Here is a 19,541-nt window from a genome sequence, read left to right on the forward strand (position 1 = left end):
CCACCACCTCCGATCCCATTTCCCGCACATGCAACAATCCACCACCGACCTCGATCGCGCGCTCGGCTTCGCGATCCCCTCCCGCTCGGCGCGCGGGCGTGTCGTGCGGCTCGGGCCGGCGCTCGACCGGGTGCTTGCCGCGCATGCCTATCCGCCGGCGATCGAGGCGCTGCTTGCCGAGGCGTTGACGCTCGCCGCGCTGATCGGTTCGACGCTGAAGGACCCGACCGGCCAGCTCACCATGCAGACGCGCACCGAGAACGGCGTCGTTCAGCTGCTCGTCTGCGATTATCGCGGCGGCGAGGTGCGCGGATACATCGATTACGATGCCGACAGGCTCGCCGCGGCGCCCGAACAGCCGACCTTGTTCGCATTGTTCGGCCAAGGCTATCTCGCCATCACCTTCGACCTCGCGACCACCGGCGAACGCTATCAGGGCATCGTGCCGCTCGACGGCGAGACGCTGTCGGAGGCGGCGCAGACCTATTTCGTCCAGTCGGAACAGATCCCCAGCCTCGTCCGTGTTGGCATCGCCCGCGACGGCGAGGGGCATACCATCGCCGGCGGCCTGTTCCTCCAGCATCTGCCCGAGGGCGAGGTCGGGCGCGAACGGCTGCACACGCGGCTCGACCATCCCGAATGGGAGCATGTTGCCGCATTGGGCAGCACGATGGGCGCCGATGAACTCGCCGACCCGGCGCTGCCGCTCGAGACGCTGGTCTGGCGGCTGTTCAACGAGGAGCCCGACGTGCGCGTCCTCGCCTCGACGCCGCTGTCGCGCGGCTGCCGCTGCACCGGCGACTATATCGCCAGCGTCCTGTCCAAATTCTCGGTCGAGGAACGGCGCGAGATGGCGGACGAGGACGGGTTCATCCAGGTCGACTGCGCCTTTTGCGCGACCAAATTCCCGGTCCCGGCGGAGGCCGATCCGGTCGCCTGATCGCGGGCGCGCTTAAACGGATGTTAACCGATTCCCCGGTAGACCGGCCATGTGGTCGTCCTTGGACGTGGCACGCTTTTCTCCCAAAAGAGCGGGTTCGCTCTCTCCTTCAAAGGGTCGCCTCATCCGCGACCCTTTTCTTTTGCGCGGCAGGGGTCTAGCGGCGCGGGGATCATGACCACCCAACCCCTGGCTGTCGTGCTCGTTTCCGGCGGGCTCGATTCGATGATCTCCGCCGCCAGCGCGCGCGAAGCGGGCTATCGCCTGCTCGCGCTGTCGATCGACTACAACCAGCGCCACCGCGTCGAGCTCGCCGCGGCGCGCCGGATCGCCATCACGCTCGGTGCCGAGCGGCATATCGTCCTGCCGCTCGATCTGTCGGCGTTCGGCGGATCGGCGCTGACCGACGATATCGCGGTGCCCAAGGACGGCGTCGGCACCGAGGACGGCGGCGGCATTCCCGTCACCTACGTGCCCGCGCGCAACACGATCTTCCTCAGCCTCGCGCTCGGCTGGGCGGAGGCGGCGGGCGCGCGCGACCTGTTCATCGGCGTCAACGCGCTCGATTATTCGGGCTATCCCGATTGCCGGCCCGAGTTCATCGCGGCGTTCGAGGGGCTGGCGGAGATCGCCACCAAGGCGGGCGTCGAGGGCGAACCGTTCAAGATCCACGCGCCGCTCCAGCACATGACCAAGGCGGACATCGTCCGCGAGGGCACGCGGCTTGGCGTCGACATGGGGCTGAGCTGGTCGTGCTACGATCCCGCACCCGGCGGCGTGCATTGCGGGACGTGCGACAGCTGCCGCCTGCGCTCCAAGGGCTTCGAGGAAGCGGGCATCGCCGATCCGACGGTCTACGCCGTCCGCCCGTGAGCTACGCGGTCAAGGAGATGTTCCTCACCCTGCAGGGCGAGGGCGTCAACGCCGGGCGGCGCGCGGTGTTCGTGCGCTTCGCCGGCTGCAATCTGTGGAGCGGGCGCGAACAGGATCGCGCCGCCGCGGTCTGCCGGTTCTGCGACACCGATTTCGTCGGCGCCGATGGCCTGGGCGGCGGCAAGTTCGCCGATGCCGCGGCGCTGGTCGCGGCGGTCGAAGGCTTCTGGGGGGAGGGGACGAGCGACCGCTTCGTCGTGCTCACCGGCGGCGAGCCGATGCTGCAGGTCGACGATGCCTTGGTCGATGCGCTGCATGCCGCGGGTTTCCGCATCGCGATCGAGAGCAACGGCACGCTCGCGGTGCATCCCGGTATCGACTGGGTGTGCATCAGTCCCAAGGCAGGCAGCGTCGTCGTGCAGCGATCGGGCGACGAACTGAAGCTGGTCTGGCCGCAGGCGGGGACGGATATCGATGACGTCGAACGCTGGGATTTCGCGCATCGCCTGTTGCAGCCGATGGACGATGCGGCGGGGCCTGCGAACGTCGAGGCGGCGATCGCGGTGGTGATGGACCGACCGTGGTGGCGGCTGTCGTTGCAGACGCACAAGCTGCTGGGGTTGCGGTAACCTCAAATCCTCCCCGCTCGCGGGGAGAGGGACCGTTCGCGCAGCGAATGGTGGAGGGGGTTCTCCGCGAGCGCGTCGCCTGTTGAAGCCCCCTCCGTCACCGCTACGCGGCGCCACCTCCCCGTGTCGGGGAGGATTTGTTACCGCAGCGCCGTCTCGGTCGTCGCGATCTGCGGCGCACCTGCCGCCACCGCGGTATTCACCGGCGGCCAGACGAACGCGCCGCATTTCTTGACCTGCCATTCGCCCTTCTTGTCGTAGCAGACCGGATCGACGCGCGGCTGCGAGGCATAGTCGCGGCCCAGGTAGCGCTGGAAATGCTGCTCGCCGTACGGGGTCAGGCTGTTGCGCAGCTCGCGGATGCGCGCCATCGCCAGATCGCCGAACTGGCCGCGCGGCACGAAGGTCGCGTCGCGGCCGATCACGCTCGCGGTCTGGCAGAAACCGAACTGCGCCGCGACGGTCGCGAAGCCCGAATAGGTGCGCGTGCCGAACTGGTCGAGCGCCGCCTGGCCCGCTTTGGGCGCCTTGTTGACGCGCAGGAAGTATTTGGTGAGCGTGTCGAACGAGCCCTTCAGCTCGGCCTCGTGATCCTTCAGCACCGCATTGTAATTGGCGACGGTCAGCAGCGTCGGTTCGAACTGGCATTGCAGCGCTGCGACGTTGAGCGCCGCGCGCATGTTCCACGCCATCGCCGCGCGCAGCTCTGCCGGGGTCGCGCCGGGCAGCGACTGGCCCAGCCCGTCCTCGTGGCCCTTGACCGCCTCGCCGCGGAAATCGTGCGATCGCAGGAAGAATTGCGCCGAAGCGGGGGCCGCCGCCATCAGGCCGGTCGCCACGCCGCCAAGCGCCAGCGTGGTACGCAACAAGGTCATGTCTTCAATCCTCGCCGAAGCATTTATCCGGCGATTCTAGATGGTTTTGCGGTGCGACCCAATCCCTGATTAAGCATGTTCGGGACGAAATCGCCCGGAATGCGACAAACCGCTGGAACCAGGGGGCGTGCGCCGTTGCGACGGTCAGACGGGAAGCGGGGCCTAATCATCCTTCGCCGGCGATCGACCCGCCGCGGCGATCCGGTCACGCGAGTGCCCTGACGCGAAACTCCTCCTCGGCCCGCATCAACCGTTCGCCGATTTTCGCCTTCAACCGCGCGACCTCAGCATCATGCCCTTCCATCATGTCTATCAACGCCTGCTGCTCGGCAATGGTGGGCAAAGGTATCTTGGCATTCGCCAGGCGACCCTTGCTCGACGTCTTTCCCTTCGCCGCCTTTCGAGCGCCTGGAACGGGTATCCGCGGAAGGATGTAATAAAGATATTTGGGAAGAACCCGATCGTCCCGCGGTATGAAAGCGGCGATGGCTTCGTTCGTGTACATCGGCCGACCGGTGATCGCTACCCTGCCGATCGAAAGCTTGAAGCTGAACAGAACCGTGCCTTCGGGAATGAGCTTCACGTTCGAATGCGTGACGCCGGCGTCGGTCAGACGATCTTCAGTTTCATGGATGAACATGCCTTCGCTGTTGGTCATGTCACCGATCTTCACGAACAGATGCTCGCCCCCATAATAGGAGCGGTTCTTCGTATCGGGCGTGCCACCGATGACGATGTCGCAAACTCCGTCGGGGCCGCCAAGTTCTACCCAGTCGGGGTTCGCATAACGGTCGCGGAACTCATCGATGGTGAGCTTGAATCCGTTGGTGCGGATCGTGTCGATATCGACGGAGAACGACCGGTCGGAATGGGTGCGATCCGTCCAGAGCTGGCGGAGCAGCGGAAGGTCATTGGCGATGACGGGACGGCGGCCGAGCTTGCGCGTGCTTTTTTCGAAGCCGTCGTCGATGACGTCGAAGAACCACACCGATTTGGTCGGCTTGCCCTTCTTGAAGATCAGCAAGCTCGTCGGCTGCCCGGTGTAGGGCCGGAACACGAACTCATGGAGGCTGATGACCGCTTCGAGTTCGCAGGTCTCCAGCAGCCGCCTTCTGACGTTTACGTTCGGCGTCGATTCATCGAACAGGACCCCTTCCGGCACCACGACGCCCGCACGACCGCCATTTTTCAGGGCATCGATGATATGTTGCAGAAAGACGGGGTTCGCGTTGTCGGTCTCATAGCCGTACAGACCCGAAAAGTCTGTCGTTTGCGAAAATGGAAAATTCGCGAGGACCACATCGTACTGCTCGCGCACCGGCTTGGACAGGCTGTCCATCTGTTCCACATTGTTGTGGCCGTCGCCGATGATAATCATGTTCATCTTCGCGACCTTCGCGGTCGCCGTTATCTCACGGCCGAAGATCGTATCCTCTTTGAGGATTTTCATGTTGGCCGGTGTGTTCTTCACCTTCCCCTTGATGTGGCGGAAGGCCTGGATGAGGAAGCCACCGGTCCCGCATGTCGGATCATAGACGGTCTCTTCGAACAGAGGATCGACCAGATCGACCGCCAGTTTGACGATATGGCGCGGGGTGAAATATTCGCCCAGATCGTTGCCGACCGAGATCGAGTTGCGCAGGAAATATTCGAAGGCATCGCCCTTGATATCGGAATCGGTGTTGAGCAGCTGAAGCTTCGATAGTCGATCGACGATCTTCTTGAGCGTCTTCGGCGTCTTGATCGCCAGGCTGGTCTGGAAGACATCGCCGGTGTGATTATAGTCGCGAACCAGCCGGGGCAGGACGGTATCGTTGATATAATCGAGCATTTCGTCCGCGGGCTTGTCCTTGAACGCGTCCCAGCAGTATTTTTTTGCGAGGATCCGCGGCTCGCCATTGGCCTCCCGGTCGGCCTCGATCTCGCTGATGAGCTTGAGGAAAAGGAGGTTGGAAAATTCGGTGAAGCGTTCAAGGCCCTCGCGCAACCCCTCCTTGCGCAAAAGGTCGTTCGCCGCGCCGAACGAGCTTATCAGTTCCTGCTTGGTGTGCCGGATGACCTCTGGCGTCGCGATCGAGGAGCCCTGGTCAATGAAGCGGAGCAGGTCGCGCTCGCTCAGGAAGGCTGTGATGTCCTCGCCATCGATGCGCAGGCGATGCCCGTCACGCAGGTCGTGCGCCTCGACGAACGACCCGTCGGCAACGAAGACGATCGGGACGCCCAGAGGCTTGGCATAGAGCTCGATCGCCTGCCTGAGCGCGTCGACCAGGCTCTGGCCGGATCGTTTGGCCTCGATGATCGCGATGGGCGTGTCGGTGCCGCTTTCGTACAGAACGTAGTCCGGCTGCGCCCCCTTGAGCAAGGCCTTCTGGTCCCGGGTCTTCGGGCGCTCCGTATAGACGTTGCATTCGGCGGAGCGTTCGTCGCAGGCCCATCCCAGGTTATCAAGATTGGCATCGATTCGTTTCCGCGTGGCGGATTCGAGGGGGTCGGTCAGGTCTCTCACGGTCATCCCCAAAACGGTCTGGGGTTTCGACTATACGCAACGGAGCAGGATGAAAACCCCCTTCGGCGTCCATTACGGTTCCACGCGTCGTCTTTATCGTAGCGGGGTTCGCGAGAACTGGCCGCCCCATGGATCATCCTGATCCCATCAAAAAGGCCGCCCGGTTGCCCGGACGGCCGTTTCACGTTCGTAATGACCCTGGCGGGTAATTACATCGCGTTCGTGGTGGTGGTGTTCGACATCATCATGGTGTCGTTCGCCATCATCGTGTCGTTGGCCATCATGCCACCGTTCGACGCGCCGTCGACGGCGGTCATGTTGTCGCTCATGGTGCCCATGTCGTCGGTGGTGTTCAGGTCGGTGACCATCGTGTTGTCGGTGGTCGTTTCGGTCTTCGGACCACAAGCCGAAACGGCGAGGGCGGCGCCGGCGATCAGCGAGCCGGTCAGGACCTTGGAGATGAGTGCACGCATTGGAAGCTCCCTAGAATAGGATTTGGACGGCTTGCTGGCCCTTTAATACCCAAATCACAGTGGACATTAATCGCATAACGCCCGGCCCTCAAGCCTCGTTTTGTGTCCGGCCCGTTTATGCCGGACAAGACAGGGACTGGAGGAATACCGGAGCGCTCAACGCAAGGGCGGCATCGAAGGTTGCGAGGCCGCCGTCGCGGCCCAGCGCGGCGAGGCTGGTGACCGGGTAATCGGGCAGCCCGCACGGCACGATCCCGCCGAAATGCGTCAGATCGGGATCGACGTTGACCGCCAGGCCATGCAGCGTGATCCAGCGCCGCACGCGCACGCCGATCGCGCCGATCTTCGCCTCCGGCCCGCCATCCCTGGTCCAGATGCCGACGCGCCCCTCCGCGCGGAAGGCGGCGACGCCCAACTGCTCGAGCGCGGCGATCACCCAGCCCTCGACCGCATGGACGAAGCAACGCACGTCGCGGCCGCGCGCGTTGAGGTCGAGCACCAGATAGACGATACGCTGCCCCGGCCCGTGATAGGTGTATTTGCCGCCGCGCCCGGTCGCGACCACCGGAAAGCGCGGATCGATCAGGTCCTGCGGGGAGGCGCTGGTGCCCGCGGTGTAGATCGGCGGATGTTCGAGCAGCCAGATCAGCTCGCGCGCCTCGCCCGCCAGCACCGCCGCGGCGCGCGCCTCCATCCCGGCCAGCGCCACGTCATAGGGGGTCAGCCCCGGCGATACCCGCCATTCGATCCCGTCGATTTCCGTCATGCACCGCCATGTGCGCCCGGCGCGGAAGGCTTGCAAGTTGGCGAGTGGCCAAGCCGCGGGCATTGGGCTAACCGGGCGGGCAGGCGACGGAAAGGGGTGGCGATGGTCAGGATGGGCAATGTGTGGGACCGCACCGTCGAGGTGCTGAACGGCCGCGGCGGCATGCTCGCGGGGCTCGCGCTGCTGACGCTGTTCGTGCCGACCGCGATTCCCGCCGCGTTCAAGGCCTATGCGACGCCCTCGACCGCGACGACGCTGATCGGCGTACTGCTGCTGGTCGTGACGACCGTGATCGCGCTGTGGGGCCAGCTGGCGATGATCGCCGCGTCGATCGACCCCGCCACCGATGGGCGCGCCGCCCGCACGCTGGCGACCGCGCGGCTGCCCGCCGCGTTGCTCGTCGCCGTGGTGCTGGCGGTGGTGCTGACCATCGCCTTCCTGCCTTCGCTGGCGCTGCTGGTGCGCGCCGGGTTCGACTGGACCGCGATCGCGCAGGGCGCGCAGCCCGCACCGACCGCGCCCGGCGCGGCGGCGCTCGCCGGCCTCTATGCGCTGGTCCTCGGCATCGTGCTGCTGTTCGTCGGCGCGCGGCTGCTGCCGCTCTATGCGGTGGTGCTCGATGAGCGGCTGGGCCTCGGCGCGGTGGCGCGCTGCTGGCGGCTGACCCGGCGTCACACCTGGCGGCTGGTCGGCACGATCCTGCTGTTCCTGATCGTGCTGCTGATCGCGACCTGGGCGGCGCAGTCGGTGGTCGGGCTGATCGCGCGGCTGATCCTGGGCGGCGAGGCGGTGGCGAGCGTCGGCTTCATCGCGGCATTGGCGGGGCAGGCGGTGTCGACCGCGCTGACGCTGGTGGCGATCGTCTTTTCGGCGCAGCTCTACGTCGCACTGACGCGGCGCGAACAGGCGTTGCGCGAGAAGCGGGCGGCGGCGCTGCACGACGGGCAGGCCGCGTGAGGATCACGCTCGCTGCCTTGCTGAGCGAGGCCTGGGCGCTGTTCCGGCGCGATGCCGACGTGCTGCTGCGCGTCGCGAGCCTGTTCTTCTTCCTGCCGACCTATGCGCTGCTGCTGCTCGTCGGACCGCTGCCGATGCCCGACGCGGCGATCGAGGACACGAGCGTGCGCGCGCAGGCGTGGATGACCGCGCTCGATGCGTGGGTCGGCGATTACGGCCTCGGCTCGGTCGGGGCCTATGCGATCACCTATTTCGGGCTGGCGATGGTGTTCTGCCTGTTCCTCGACCCCGAACGGCCGACGGTCGGTGTGGCGGCGCAGCGTGCGGGACGGCTGTTCCCGCGCTTCCTGCTCGCGATGGTCGTGGTGTCCATCCCTGCGGGGGCGGGGATGTATATCCTGCTGTTGCCGGGCCTGTGGCTGATGAGCCGCTTCATGCTCGCCGGGCCGATCCTGTTCGCACAGCCCGGCACGGGCGCGATGGCGGCGGTCGGCCGGTCGTGGCGGATGACGCGCCGCGCGCAGCTGTCGCTGCTCGGCGGCCTCGTCACCGTCTATCTCGCCGCGCTCCTCGCCGGCCAGCCGTTCATGCTGCTCGCCCGCTGGCTTGGCGATACCGGGGCAGGGGCGGGCGGTGCCAATCCCGTGGGCGTCGCGATCGTCCATGCGCTGGCCGCGGGCGTCGCGATGCTGACCCAGCTCGCCGGTGCACTGATCGCGGTCGCCGCCTATCGCCGGTTGTCGACGCCGGCGAGATAGGGCGGGCGCCGCCCCAGCTCCTCCGTCACCCCGGACTTGTTCCGGGGTCCACTCCGCGGCGAGGCGTACGGCTCGAGCCTTTTGCCCTATGCTCGCGGCTCGGTGGACCCCGGAACAAGTCCGGGGTGACGAAGCCGTAAAGGCGATGGTTAGGCCAGATAAGGGATGTGGGCGCCCGCGTCCCCGGGCAGCAGCCCGAGCGCGCGGGGGTCGGGGAAGGTCTCGATCGTCCGCCGCACCGCGACGAACCCCTGCGCGCGGTAGAAGTTGAGCGCCGAGGGATGGTCGAGCGTGCAGGTATGCACCCAGACCCGCGCGATCCCCGGCCGCCAGGCGCGCGCCATCGCCTCCGCCATCAGCCAGCGGCCGTGGCCCTTGCCGGCGAGTTCGGGCACCAGCCCGAAATAGGACAGCTCGCACGCGCCTGCGTGGCGGAAGTCCAATTCGAGCAGCCCGACCTCGATCCCGGCGGGATCGGTCGCGGCATAGACCTCGACCGCGGGATCGTGGAGGATCGCGGTCAGCGCCGCATCGTCCATCGCGAGCCGCGAATACCACAGCCACGGCCCGCCGACGCGGCGGAAGAGCATGCGGTACTTGCCGGCATCGGGCCGCGGCCAGCGTACCAGCCGCAATGGCGAGGCGGGCAGCGGGCGCAGCGGCGGGCGGCGCGTCATCTCCAGCGTGGTGACGATCGTCGCCAGCTCGGACGGATTGACCGGGGTCAGCGCCACCGGATCACTCCCAATTCACTCCCACGTCGCGAGCGGCGGCAGGCTCATCAGGATCGCGTCGATATTGCCGCCGGTCTTGAGGCCGAACAGCGTGCCGCGGTCGTGGACCAGGTTAAACTCGGCGTAGCGGCCGCGCCAGTTGCGCATCGTCGCGACGTCCGCCGCATCGAAGGGATCGTGCATCCGCCGCCGCACGATGCGCGGATAGGCGTCGAGGAACGCCTCGCCCACCGCGCGGGTGAAGGCGAAACCGGCGTCGAAATCGCCTTCGAGATGATCGTAGAAGATGCCGCCGACGCCGCGATGGACCTTGCGGTGCGGGATGTAGAAATAGTCGTCCGCCCACGCCTTGAAGCGCGGATAATAGGCCGGGTCGTGCGCGTCGCACGCCGCCTGCAGCGTGGCGTGGAAGTCGGCGGTGTCTGCCTCGACCGGCAGCGGCGGGTTGAGGTCGGCGCCGCCGCCGAACCAGCGTTTGGTGGTGACGAGGAAGCGCGTGTTCATGTGCACCGCGGGGACGTGCGGATTGGCCATGTGCGCGACCAGGCTGATGCCGGTGGCGAAGAAGGCCGGGTTGTCCGCGGCGCCGTGGATCGACTTGGCGAATTCGCCCTCGAACGTGCCGCCGACGGTCGAGACGTTGACGCCGACCTTTTCGAACACCTTGCCCTTCATCACACCGCGCACGCCGCCGCCGCCCGGTTCGCCGCTGGGGTCGGTGCGGTCCCAGGGAATATAGTCGAAGGCGGCGTCCGATCCCGCCTCGCGCTCGATCGCCTCGAACGCGGAGCAGATGCGGGTGCGCAGCGATTCGAACCAATGGCGGGCGGCGGTCTGTTCGGCGTCGAGCGTCAGCATGGCGGGCTTGTGGCAAGTGCGCGCGGGGAAGTCGAGCGTGGGGTGGCTGTGCTTCACGCTTCGGCCCCGGGGGTCATCGCATATTCCAGACGGCCGATGGGCCTCGTCACAGCTCGGCAAGCGACCCGTCACTCCGGCCGTGCTCGAGGCCGCTACGAGAGCCCACATCCCCTTCCAGTGCTCCCGCGCAGGCGGGAGCCCAGAGCCAAGCAAGACAACGGCTTATGGGGTGCGCGACTCCTGGGCTCCCGCCTGCGCGGGAGCACGGATACGGTTTTGCAGAGGTCTCGAACAAGTCCGGGGTGACGAAGCGATTGTGGAAGCGTCTACCGCCCCAACGACGACATGCGATTGCCAACGCCGGGGTGACGGGAAACGCACGCACTGGCCATCGCCGCCGTTCGCTGGCAAGCGACAGGGCATGCGCCGTTCCACCCGTCGATCCGTCTGGCGCGGCGTGCGCGTCGCGGCGGTCAGTTCCGCCTTCGTCTGCGCGTTCGTCGCGGCGGCGGGCTATTTCGATGCCGATCCGGTCCACGTCTATCCGGCGGTACCGCCCGCGCAGCCCCCTGCCGTGGTCAACGTGTCGGGCGACATGGGGCTGCGCTTCCTGCTCGGCGCATCGACCTCGCGCGGGCTGACCCGGCATCATATCCCCGTCGTCGGCATCGCTTCGCCGGTGGCGTTCCGCCATCGGCGGACGCGGGCGGAGGTCGATGCGTTCATGGCCGATGTCGTGCGCACCGGCCTCGCGCGCACCGGTTCGGCGCGGATCGTCGTAATGGGGCAATCCTATGGCGCCGATATCGTCCAGACCGGTCTTGCGCACCTGCCCGCAGAGCTCCGGCCGAGGGTCGCGGGGATCGTCCTCGTCCTGCCGGGCGATTCGGTCTATTTTCGCGCCGATCCGACCGGCTGGGCCTATCGCGGCACGCCCGACAGCGTCGCGGCGACCACCGCGAACACGCTGACCTGGGCGCCGCTCACCTGCATCTATGGCGTCGAGGAAGACGACAGCCTGTGCCCCTTGCTTCGCGTGCCGGGCGCGCAGGTGATCGGCATGCCGGGCGGGCACAACATCCATCACGACGAGGCGGGGTTGCTGGGGCACGTCCTTACCGCGATCCGGCGGGCGCGATGATTTACGCGAAGGCGCGAAGCAGAAAAGGAGTTCACGCGGAGACGCGGAGACGCGGAGATTTGCGTGGGGAGAGGTCGGCCTGCAGCATCACCTGGCGATCGTTTGGCGAGGTTGGACAGGCTGCGCCGCTTTTCTTCTCCGCGTCTCCGCGTCTCCGCGTGAACCACCTTCTTTGCCTGAATTAGAAGGCCGGCCAGCCGTCCGTCTGCCGCAGCGCCTCCGCCAGCACGATTGCGGCGGAGACGGAGAGGTTCAGCGAGCGCAGCGGCGGCGCCATCGGGATGACGACGCGGGCGTCGGCGCGGGCGTGGACCTCGTCCGGCACGCCGGCGCTTTCGCGGCCGAACAGCAGGACGTCATCGTTCTCGAAAGCGAAGTCGGGCAGCGGTGTCGCGCCGCGCGTCGTCAGCAGCACCAGCCGGCCCTGCACCTGCCCCGCGAACGCGTCCCAGCCGGCATGGCGGGTGACCGGGACGTGGTCGATATAGTCCATCCCCGCGCGCGCGACGCGCTTGTCGTCCCATTGGAAGCCCATCGGCTCGATCAGGTCGACGCCTGCGCCCAGGCATGCGCAGGTGCGCATCACCGCGCCGACGTTGCCGGCGATGTCGGGTTGATACAGCGCGATGCGAAGGGCGGTCGTCATGGCCGCATCCCTAGCCCCGGCCGCGGTTCGGGTAAAATGCTGTTGGCAAAGCGCACGGCCCCCGTCTATCAGGCCAGCAGCCCGCCGTGGGGATGGTAGGGTTCGGTGGGCGCTGCAAACCCGTTCCTCCGCGATAAGAGATGCAAGGGCGACAGACGAATGGCGACTGACAGCATGGTTCCTCCCGGTGAATCGCCGGAACCGTTCCACGAGGAGGTCCACGATCCCCGGCGCCGCGATTTCATCAACATCGCCGCCGTGTCGTTCGCCGGCGTCGGCGTGCTCGCGATCGTCTTGCCGCTCGTCAACCAGATGAACCCGTCGGCCGACGTGCTCGCGCAGTCGACGACCGAGGTCGATTTGTCCAAGATCCAGCCGGGCCAGGCGATCAAGAGCCAGTTCCGCAAGCAGCCGCTGTTCGTCCGCAACCTGACGCCCGCGGAAATCGCCGAGGCGAACAAGGTCGACGTCGCGAGCCTGCGCGATCCGCAGACGCTGGCCGAGCGGACCAAGCCGGGCAAGGAAAACTGGCTCATCACGCTGGGCGTGTGCACCCACCTCGGCTGCGTGCCGCTGGGCGCGGGCGAGGGTGAGAACAAGGGGCCGTTCGGCGGCTATTTCTGCCCGTGCCACGGGTCGGCCTATGACACCGCGGCGCGCATCCGCCAGGGACCGGCGCCGAAGAACCTGTTCGTGCCGAATTATACGTTCAATTCCGACACTGCCGTCACGGTCGGCTGAGGGGACCCCACGACATGAGCTTTCCCTGGGCCAAGCATTATGAGCCGAAGCAGCCGCTGATGCGGTGGCTGGACGAGAAGCTGCCGCTGCCGCGCCTCGTCTACAACGCCGTCGGTGCCGGTTATCCGGTGCCGCGCAACCTCAACTATTTCTGGAACTTCGGCGTCCTCGCCGGTGCCGCGCTGGCGATCCAGATCGTCACCGGCATCGTGCTGGCGATGCATTACGCCGCCAACGCCGGCGTCGCCTTCGGCTCGGTCGAAAGCATCATGCGCGACGTCAACGCCGGCTGGTTCCTGCGCTATGCGCACGCCAACGGCGCGTCGATGTTCCTCCTCGTCGTCTACGTCCACATCGGTCGCGGCCTCTATTACGGCTCGTACAAGGCGCCGCGCGAGATGGTGTGGCTGCTCGGCGTCGTCATCTTCCTGCTGATGATGGCCACCGCCTTCATGGGTTATGTGCTTCCCTGGGGGCAGATGAGCTTCTGGGGCGCGCAGGTCATCACCGGCTTCTTCTCGGCGATACCGCTGGTCGGCGAGCCGATCCGCGTCTGGCTGCTGGGCGGTTTCGCGCCGGACAATGCCGCGCTCAACCGCTTCTTCTCGCTGCATTACCTGCTGCCGTTCGTGATCGCGGGCGTCATCATCCTGCACATCTGGGCGCTGCATATCCCCGGCTCGAACAACCCGACGGGGGTCGAGGTGAAGGGCGAACAGGACACGGTGCCGTTCCATCCCTATTACACCGCGAAGGACGGCGTCGGCGTCGGCGTGTTCCTGCTGATTTTCGCGCTGCTGATCTTCTTCAGCCCGAACCTGCTCGGCCATCCGGACAATTATATCGAGGCGAACCCGCTCTCGACCCCGGCGCACATCGTCCCCGAATGGTATTTCCTGCCGTTCTACGCGATCCTCAAGAGCTTCACCGCGAACTTCATCCTCGATGCGAAGCTGTGGGGCGTGCTGGCGATGTTCGGCTCGATCCTGCTGCTGTTCTTCCTGCCGTGGCTGGATACCTCGCCGGTGCGTTCGGCGAACTATCGTCCCAAGTACCGGATCTTCCTCGGCATCCTGCTGGTCGACATCCTGGTCCTGGGCTATGTCGGCGGGGCGGAGGCGAATGCGCGCAACGTCATTCTGGGGCAGATCGCCTCGGCCTATTATTTCGCGCACTTCCTCATCATCCTGCCGTGGGTCGCTCGCTCGGAGCGTCCGCGCCCGCTGCCGAACTCGATCACCGAAGCGGTGCTGGCGAAGCATGGCGGCACCAGCATCGCGCATAGCGCGGCGCAAGCCTGAACCGACTGGGGGACATTAGAACACCATGCCTCGCATCATAGCCTCCCTGGTCGGCGCAGCCTTCGTCTTCGTGCTCGGACTCGCGCTCTTCGGCACCGCCAAGACCGCGATCCAGGAGCCGGCGGCGGAAAGTGCCGAGCACGTCTTCCACCTCCATCCCGAGAATATCGGGCTGTCCTCGAACGGCTTCTTCGGCAAGTTCGACAACCAGCAGCTGCAGCGCGGCTTTCAGGTCTACAAGGAGGTCTGCGCGGCCTGCCACAGCCTGAAGTACGTCGCGTTCCGCGATCTCGCCAAGATCGGCTATTCCGAACCCGAGGTGAAGGCGATCGCCAACCAGTGGGTGATCGAACAGCCGAGCATCAATCCGGAGACGGGCGAGGCGGCGACGCGCAAGAACGTGGCCAGCGATCATTTTCCGTCGCCCTTCGCGAACGAGGTCGCGGCGCGTGCGGCGAACAACAACGCGCTGCCGCCCGATCTGTCGCTGATGACCAAGGCGCGGCACGATGGCGCCAATTACGTCCATGCGCTCATCACCGGCTATCGCAACCAGCCCGCCGAGCTCCTCAAGGAATTCCCGGGGTCGAAGACCCCGGAGGGGCTGCACTACAACCCCTATTTCGCGAACCTCAACATCGCGATGCCGCCGCCGCTGACCTCGGACGGCCAGGTGACCTATTCGGACGGCACCAAGGCGACGAAGGACCAGATGGCGCGCGACGTCGCGGCGTTCCTGACCTGGACCGCGGAGCCGAACCTCAACGCACGCCATGCGGCGGGTGTCGCGGCGGCGCTGTTCCTGCTGATCTTCTGCTTCCTCGCCTGGGGCGCGTATCAGAACGTCTGGCGCGACGTGAAGCATTGATCGGATGCCCCGCCGTGTGCGGGGCGGACGATGACGATACGGGGCGGGGGGTGCGGATAGCGCTTCCCGCCCTTTTTCGTTGGTGGCGGTATCCAGCCTGCGTCCTGTTGATGAGCGCGTGAGACCCAGGCCCTTCGACAGGCTCAGGGCGAACGGGGGGGGTGGGGCCCTCGCGCTAGCGACACGCCAGCTGGAGCCGTTTCAGGGCGGCGCGACCTTCACTGTCCGTAGGACGCGTGCCGAGCATCGGACATTGTGTTCACGCGGAGACGCGGAGGATGCAGAGGTGTTGTGCGTGCCGCAGCGGTGGGGTTTCCTATCGAGCCATCAAGATGACGGGATCGCGCTGCGCCGCGTGATACACCTCCGCGTTCTTCGCGCCTCCGCGTGAACCATCCTTCTTCCTGTCCGATCGACCGGATATCCGGTCAGCTATGCGGTCGTCCTTGCCCTGCTTCTCCTTATCCCGATGGGAGGGGGCAGAGGGCCGGAAGGGTGCGCGATCGATCGGCGGCAGTCCTAGCGCGGTTCGGCCGGCGGCTCGGACGGCTCGCGCTTCACCGGGATTTGCGACAGGCGGGTCAGCAGCAGCGGGATGTCGTCGGTGATGAACGTGTCGGTCGGGATCGCGATGCCGGCCTGCAGCGCTTCGCTCACCGCCGCCAGCCGCTCGCGTTGCTCTCGTTCTGGCGGTGTCACGATCGGTCCCATGTTACGCAGGTACGGCAAACCCGGCAGTCACCGGCCGGGGGGGGGATGGCGGGTGGCTACCGGGTTCGGGAAGGATAACGGACCAACGCGGATCGCGTTCCCGCTGCGGCCAACGGTTGGTCGCGTTATGCCGGGCGGACGGCGATCGACCGGCGCGTGTAACGGTAGAGCGCGGCGACCAGCGCGAGGAACACCAAGGTGCCGCCGATCAGCGCCACCGGTTCGAACCCTGCCGGCGCGATCGCCAGCGGCGCGTCGGAATTGGTCGCGTAGACGAGAACCGCGAAGGCGACGCCCCACAGGCTCTCGCCGACGATCATGCCGGTCGCGGTCAGCACGCCCATGCGCTTGGCGGCTTCGACGTCGGGCTTGCGCTCCGCCCAGCGGTCGTAGAACGCCCCGATCACCGCGCCGATCACCACCGGCAGCGTCACCGCCATCGGCAGATAGACGCCGAGCCCGATGCCGAGCGGCGGCAACCGCAGCTTGCCCAATCGCCCCAGCGTCTCGTCGAGCGCGATCACGCCGACGCCGATCAGTGCACCGTACCCGATCATCGCCCAGTTGAGATCGCCGCCGAGCACGCCCTTGGCGAGCGCGGAGATCAGCGCCGCCTGCGGCGCGGCCAGCGCGTTCGGGCCGGCGCCCGGCGCGCCCTGAAACCCCAGCGTCGTCGCGAGCAGTTCGAGCACCGGCGGCACGACGAGGCTGCCGAAGATCACGCCGAAGATCAGCGCCACCTGCTGCTTCCACGGCGTCGCGCCGACCAGCTGGCCGGTCTTGAGGTCCTGCAGGTTGTCGTTGGAGATGGTCGCGACGCCGAAGACGATGCCGGTGACGATCAGCGCATAGGCGACCAGCGCCTGCGTCGTGTCCGGCCCCGCGCCGCGCCCGAACAGCCCGACGAGCATCAGCGACGCGGCGAGGACGGAGAGGATGCCGATCCCCGACACCGGGCTGTTCGACGCGCCGATCAGGCCCGCCATATAGCCGCATACCGCCGCGATCACGAGCCCGAGCACCAGCACGAAGACCAGCGCACCGAGGATCAGCACCACCGCCGATCCCTCCAGCGGCCCGCCCGCGATCACCGACCAGAGCAGCCCGGCGATCGGGACCAGCGTCGCGAGGCTGACCGCGACGACGATGCCGATCGACAGGTCGCGTTCGCCGAGTTCGAGCACCGCGCCGCCGCGCTTGGCGGCGCTGGCCGCGATCGAGGAGCGGACGCCGGCGAGCACCGGCCCGATGATCTTGAGCAATGTCCAGATCGCCGCGACGCCGATCACGCCCGCGCCTAGGAAGCGCACATCGGTGCGGAACACGCCCCCCGCCCAGGCCTCGATCCCGACCCCCGCCGCGGCGGGCGACAGGCCGGTAAGGATGGGGAGCGCGATCCACCAGCCGATGACGACGCCGGCGAACATCGCGAGACCGACCGACAGCCCGACGAGGTGGCCGGCGCCGATCAGCGCGAACGACAGCCCGCCCGAAATCCCGGTCGCGCCCGCGCCGACGCGGAAGAAGGTGGCGGCCTCGGCGACGACCAGCTTGGTCTGGGTCAGCACCGCGAACCCCGCCGACACCAGCGCGTTGACGACGATCAGCCGCAGTCCGCGGCCGCTCTCCGCCTCGCCGGCGCGGCTGCCGGCGCCGACCATCAGCACCTCGGCGGCGGCGCGGCCCTCCGGGAAGGGGAGGTCGGAATCGACCACCAATGCGCGGCGCAGCGGCACCGAGAACATCACGCCGAGGATGCCGCCGGTCATCGTGATCCCCGCGGTGAGCAGATAGGGGAAGCCCTGCCACCAGCCGATCATGACCAACCCTGGCAGCACGAAGATGATCGCCGCCAGCGTCCCCGCCGCCGACGCGACGGTCTGAACGATGTTGTTCTCGAGGATCGTCGCGCCGGGCAGATAGCGCAGGATCGCCATCGAGATCACCGCAGCGGGGATCGAGGTAGCGAAGGTGAGGCCCACCTTGAGCCCGAGATAGACGTTCGCCGCGGTGAACAGCAAGGTGATGAGCCCGCCGAGCAACACGCCGCGGACGGTGAGTTCGGCGATCGGTTTGGTCGCAGGGGCGGGGGCGGTGGCCATGGATGATCGCTCGGCAAGAAGGTCGGTTGCGGCGATGATGCACGCCGCGGGTGCGCGCGGCAATGGCGGGGGTGCACGCGAAACAACCTTGCGCCGGCTCGACAGGTGACGCGGCTTTCCGCTAGGCGGCGGGCATGACCACGACCACTCCCTTGCGCGTCGCGCTCGCCGGGCTCGGCACCGTCGGCGGCGGCGTCATCCGTCTGCTCGATGCCAACCGCGATCTCATCACCCGCCGCGCCGGCCGGCCCATCGAGATCGTCGCCGTCTCCGCACGCGATCGCAGCAAGGATCGTGGGGTCGACCTCGACCGCTTCGCCTGGATCGACGACACGCGCGCGCTTGCGGATCATGACGGTGCCGATGTGGTGGTCGAGCTGATCGGCGGATCGGACGGCCCGGCGCTGACGCTGGCGCGCGCGACGCTGGCGGCGGGCAAGGGCTTCGTCACCGCGAACAAGGCGATGCTCGCGCACCACGGGCTGGAACTGGCGCAGGCCGCGGAGGCCGCGCGCGTGCCGCTCAAGTTCGAAGCCGCGGTCGCCGGCGGTATCCCGGTCATCAAGGGGCTGCGTGAAGGCGCCGCCGCCAACGCCATCGCCCGCGTCTACGGCATCCTCAACGGCACCTGCAATTTCATCCTGTCCAAGATGGAAGCCGAGGGGCGCGATTTCGCCGAGGTGCTCGCCGAGGCGCAGGCGCTCGGTTACGCCGAATCCGACCCCAGCTTCGATATCGACGGCGTCGATGCCGCGCACAAATTGTCGATCCTCGCCAGCATCGCCTTCGGCACGCAGCCGGCGTTCGCCGATGTGTCGGCGACCGGCGTGCGCCACGTCATCGCCGCCGATATCGCCGAGGCGGCGGCGCTGGGCTACAAGGTGCGCCTGGTCGGCGTCGCGGAGGACGGGCCGGGCGGGCTGTTCCAGCGCGTCCACCCGCATCTGGTGCCGATCGACCATCCGCTGGCGCACGTCACCGGATCGCTCAACGCGGTGGTGGCGGAGGGCAATTTCGTCGGGCGGCTGTTCTTCCAGGGCGCCGGTGCGGGCGACGGGCCGACCGCGAGCGCGGTGGTCGCCGACCTGATCGATATCGCGCGCGGCGAATATGGCGCGCCCTATGCGATGCCGGCCGCTGCGCTGACCGCGCCGTCACGCGCGGACAGCGGCGAGCGGCGCGGGCGCGCCTATCTGCGCTTCACCGTGCAGGACAAGGTCGGCGTGCTCGCCGAGATCGCCGCGGCGATGCGCGATGCCGGCGTGTCGATCGAAAGCCTGATCCAGCGCGGCGTCACCGCCGAGGGCAGCGCCATCGTCGCGATCGTCACGCACGAGGCGCCGGAACGTAGCGTCGCGCAGGCGCTGGAGAAACTGCGCGGGTCGCAGAGCCTCGCGGGACAGCCGATGTGGATGCACATTCTGGGGTGAGGGGGCGCTTGACGGCCACCCCATTTCCCCCGTCACCCCGGACTTGTTCCGGGGTCCACTCCGCGGCGAGGCACACGGCCTGAAGCGCAACCCTGTGCCTGCGGCCCGGTGGACCCCCGTGTGTTGCAGATATGCGATAAGGATGGCGGGCGGGAGACCGTTGGACCCCTGGCACGGAGATGCCGCAGTCCGGCTCGGTTCCCCGCCCGCGTTGGTCACACACCTGAACAGT

At 67.3% G+C, this 19,541-nt stretch carries 19 protein-coding genes; 10 read left to right on the plus strand and 9 right to left on the minus strand.

Annotated elements, in window-relative coordinates:
• Positions 1–28 precede the first annotated feature (28 nt).
• From hslO to queE, 3 genes are all read left to right on the plus strand, one after another.
• A complete protein-coding gene (gene hslO / locus M9979_RS16245) occupies positions 29–940 on the plus strand; it encodes an Hsp33 family molecular chaperone HslO (RefSeq protein ID WP_254290407.1) in 912 nt (303 codons plus the stop codon).
• A 174-nt stretch (positions 941–1,114) separates the two neighbouring features.
• Complete coding sequence (queC, locus tag M9979_RS16250) at positions 1,115–1,813, plus strand: 7-cyano-7-deazaguanine synthase QueC (RefSeq protein WP_254290408.1); 699 nt, start codon at positions 1,115–1,117, stop codon at positions 1,811–1,813.
• Positions 1,810–2,442, plus strand: a complete 633-nt coding sequence (queE, locus tag M9979_RS16255; protein WP_254290409.1) for a 7-carboxy-7-deazaguanine synthase — start codon at positions 1,810–1,812, stop codon at positions 2,440–2,442. Before queC ends, queE begins: the two co-directional genes overlap by 4 nt.
• 140 nt (positions 2,443–2,582) lie before the next feature.
• Here the strand turns inward: queE and M9979_RS16260 are convergent, their stop codons facing one another.
• From M9979_RS16260 to lipB, 4 genes are all read right to left on the minus strand, one after another.
• Positions 2,583–3,317, minus strand: coding sequence for a hypothetical protein (locus M9979_RS16260; protein WP_254290410.1), 735 nt, complete (start codon positions 3,315–3,317; stop codon positions 2,583–2,585).
• A gap of 205 nt (positions 3,318–3,522) precedes the next feature.
• Positions 3,523–5,823, minus strand: coding sequence for an N-6 DNA methylase (locus tag M9979_RS16265; RefSeq protein ID WP_254290411.1), 2,301 nt, complete (start codon positions 5,821–5,823; stop codon positions 3,523–3,525).
• A gap of 209 nt (positions 5,824–6,032) precedes the next feature.
• Positions 6,033–6,296 (minus strand): hypothetical protein, encoded by a 264-nt coding sequence (locus M9979_RS16270; RefSeq protein ID WP_254290412.1) that lies wholly within the window; start codon positions 6,294–6,296, stop codon positions 6,033–6,035.
• 115 nt (positions 6,297–6,411) lie between these two features.
• A complete protein-coding gene (lipB, locus tag M9979_RS16275; protein WP_254290413.1) occupies positions 6,412–7,062 on the minus strand; it encodes a lipoyl(octanoyl) transferase LipB in 651 nt (216 codons plus the stop codon).
• A gap of 111 nt (positions 7,063–7,173) precedes the next feature.
• On the opposite strand from lipB, the gene M9979_RS16280 reads away from it, so the two are divergent.
• Together M9979_RS16280 and M9979_RS16285 are read left to right on the plus strand one after the other, a co-directional pair.
• Positions 7,174–8,019 carry a DUF7847 domain-containing protein gene (locus M9979_RS16280; protein WP_254290423.1) on the plus strand — a complete coding sequence of 282 codons (846 nt, stop codon included), beginning with the start codon at positions 7,174–7,176 and terminating at the stop codon, positions 8,017–8,019.
• Entirely contained in the window at positions 8,016–8,777 is a 762-nt protein-coding gene (locus tag M9979_RS16285; RefSeq protein ID WP_254290414.1) for a hypothetical protein, read from the plus strand. Before M9979_RS16280 ends, M9979_RS16285 begins: the two co-directional genes overlap by 4 nt.
• Positions 8,778–8,926: 149 nt before the next feature.
• On the opposite strand, the gene M9979_RS16290 is transcribed toward M9979_RS16285, so the two are convergent.
• A complete protein-coding gene (locus M9979_RS16290) occupies positions 8,927–9,511 on the minus strand; it encodes a GNAT family N-acetyltransferase (protein WP_254290415.1) in 585 nt (194 codons plus the stop codon).
• Between the two features lie 15 nt (positions 9,512–9,526).
• Positions 9,527–10,369, minus strand: a complete 843-nt coding sequence (hemF, locus tag M9979_RS16295) for an oxygen-dependent coproporphyrinogen oxidase (RefSeq protein ID WP_254290424.1) — start codon at positions 10,367–10,369, stop codon at positions 9,527–9,529.
• A gap of 421 nt (positions 10,370–10,790) precedes the next feature.
• On the opposite strand from hemF, the gene M9979_RS16300 reads away from it, so the two are divergent.
• Positions 10,791–11,510 (plus strand): virulence factor, encoded by a 720-nt coding sequence (locus M9979_RS16300; RefSeq protein WP_254290416.1) that lies wholly within the window; start codon positions 10,791–10,793, stop codon positions 11,508–11,510.
• 181 nt (positions 11,511–11,691) lie between these two features.
• On the opposite strand, the gene M9979_RS16305 is transcribed toward M9979_RS16300, so the two are convergent.
• Complete coding sequence (locus M9979_RS16305) at positions 11,692–12,156, minus strand: tRNA (cytidine(34)-2'-O)-methyltransferase (protein ID WP_254290417.1); 465 nt, start codon at positions 12,154–12,156, stop codon at positions 11,692–11,694.
• 174 nt (positions 12,157–12,330) lie between these two features.
• Between M9979_RS16305 and petA the strand changes: the two genes are divergently transcribed.
• The 3 genes from petA to M9979_RS16320 are packed head-to-tail and all read left to right on the plus strand — an operon-like array spanning position 12,331 to position 15,066.
• Positions 12,331–12,897 carry a ubiquinol-cytochrome c reductase iron-sulfur subunit gene (gene petA / locus M9979_RS16310; RefSeq protein WP_254290425.1) on the plus strand — a complete coding sequence of 189 codons (567 nt, stop codon included), beginning with the start codon at positions 12,331–12,333 and terminating at the stop codon, positions 12,895–12,897.
• A gap of 14 nt (positions 12,898–12,911) precedes the next feature.
• Complete coding sequence (locus M9979_RS16315; RefSeq protein WP_254290418.1) at positions 12,912–14,198, plus strand: cytochrome b; 1,287 nt, start codon at positions 12,912–12,914, stop codon at positions 14,196–14,198.
• A 25-nt stretch (positions 14,199–14,223) separates the two neighbouring features.
• Complete coding sequence (locus M9979_RS16320) at positions 14,224–15,066, plus strand: cytochrome c1 (RefSeq protein WP_254290419.1); 843 nt, start codon at positions 14,224–14,226, stop codon at positions 15,064–15,066.
• 519 nt (positions 15,067–15,585) lie between these two features.
• On the opposite strand, the gene M9979_RS16325 is transcribed toward M9979_RS16320, so the two are convergent.
• Together M9979_RS16325 and M9979_RS16330 are read right to left on the minus strand one after the other, a co-directional pair.
• Positions 15,586–15,765 carry a hypothetical protein gene (locus M9979_RS16325; protein ID WP_254290420.1) on the minus strand — a complete coding sequence of 60 codons (180 nt, stop codon included), beginning with the start codon at positions 15,763–15,765 and terminating at the stop codon, positions 15,586–15,588.
• A gap of 137 nt (positions 15,766–15,902) precedes the next feature.
• On the minus strand, positions 15,903–17,879 hold the full coding sequence (locus M9979_RS16330) for an OPT family oligopeptide transporter (protein WP_254290421.1): 1,977 nt from the start codon (positions 17,877–17,879) through the stop codon (positions 15,903–15,905).
• A gap of 134 nt (positions 17,880–18,013) precedes the next feature.
• Between M9979_RS16330 and M9979_RS16335 the strand changes: the two genes are divergently transcribed.
• A complete protein-coding gene (locus tag M9979_RS16335; protein ID WP_254290422.1) occupies positions 18,014–19,309 on the plus strand; it encodes a homoserine dehydrogenase in 1,296 nt (431 codons plus the stop codon).
• The last annotated feature ends 232 nt before the right edge of the window (positions 19,310–19,541 follow it).

Source organism: Sphingomonas liriopis, assembly GCF_024211255.1.
GTDB lineage: Bacteria > Pseudomonadota > Alphaproteobacteria > Sphingomonadales > Sphingomonadaceae > Sphingomonas > Sphingomonas liriopis.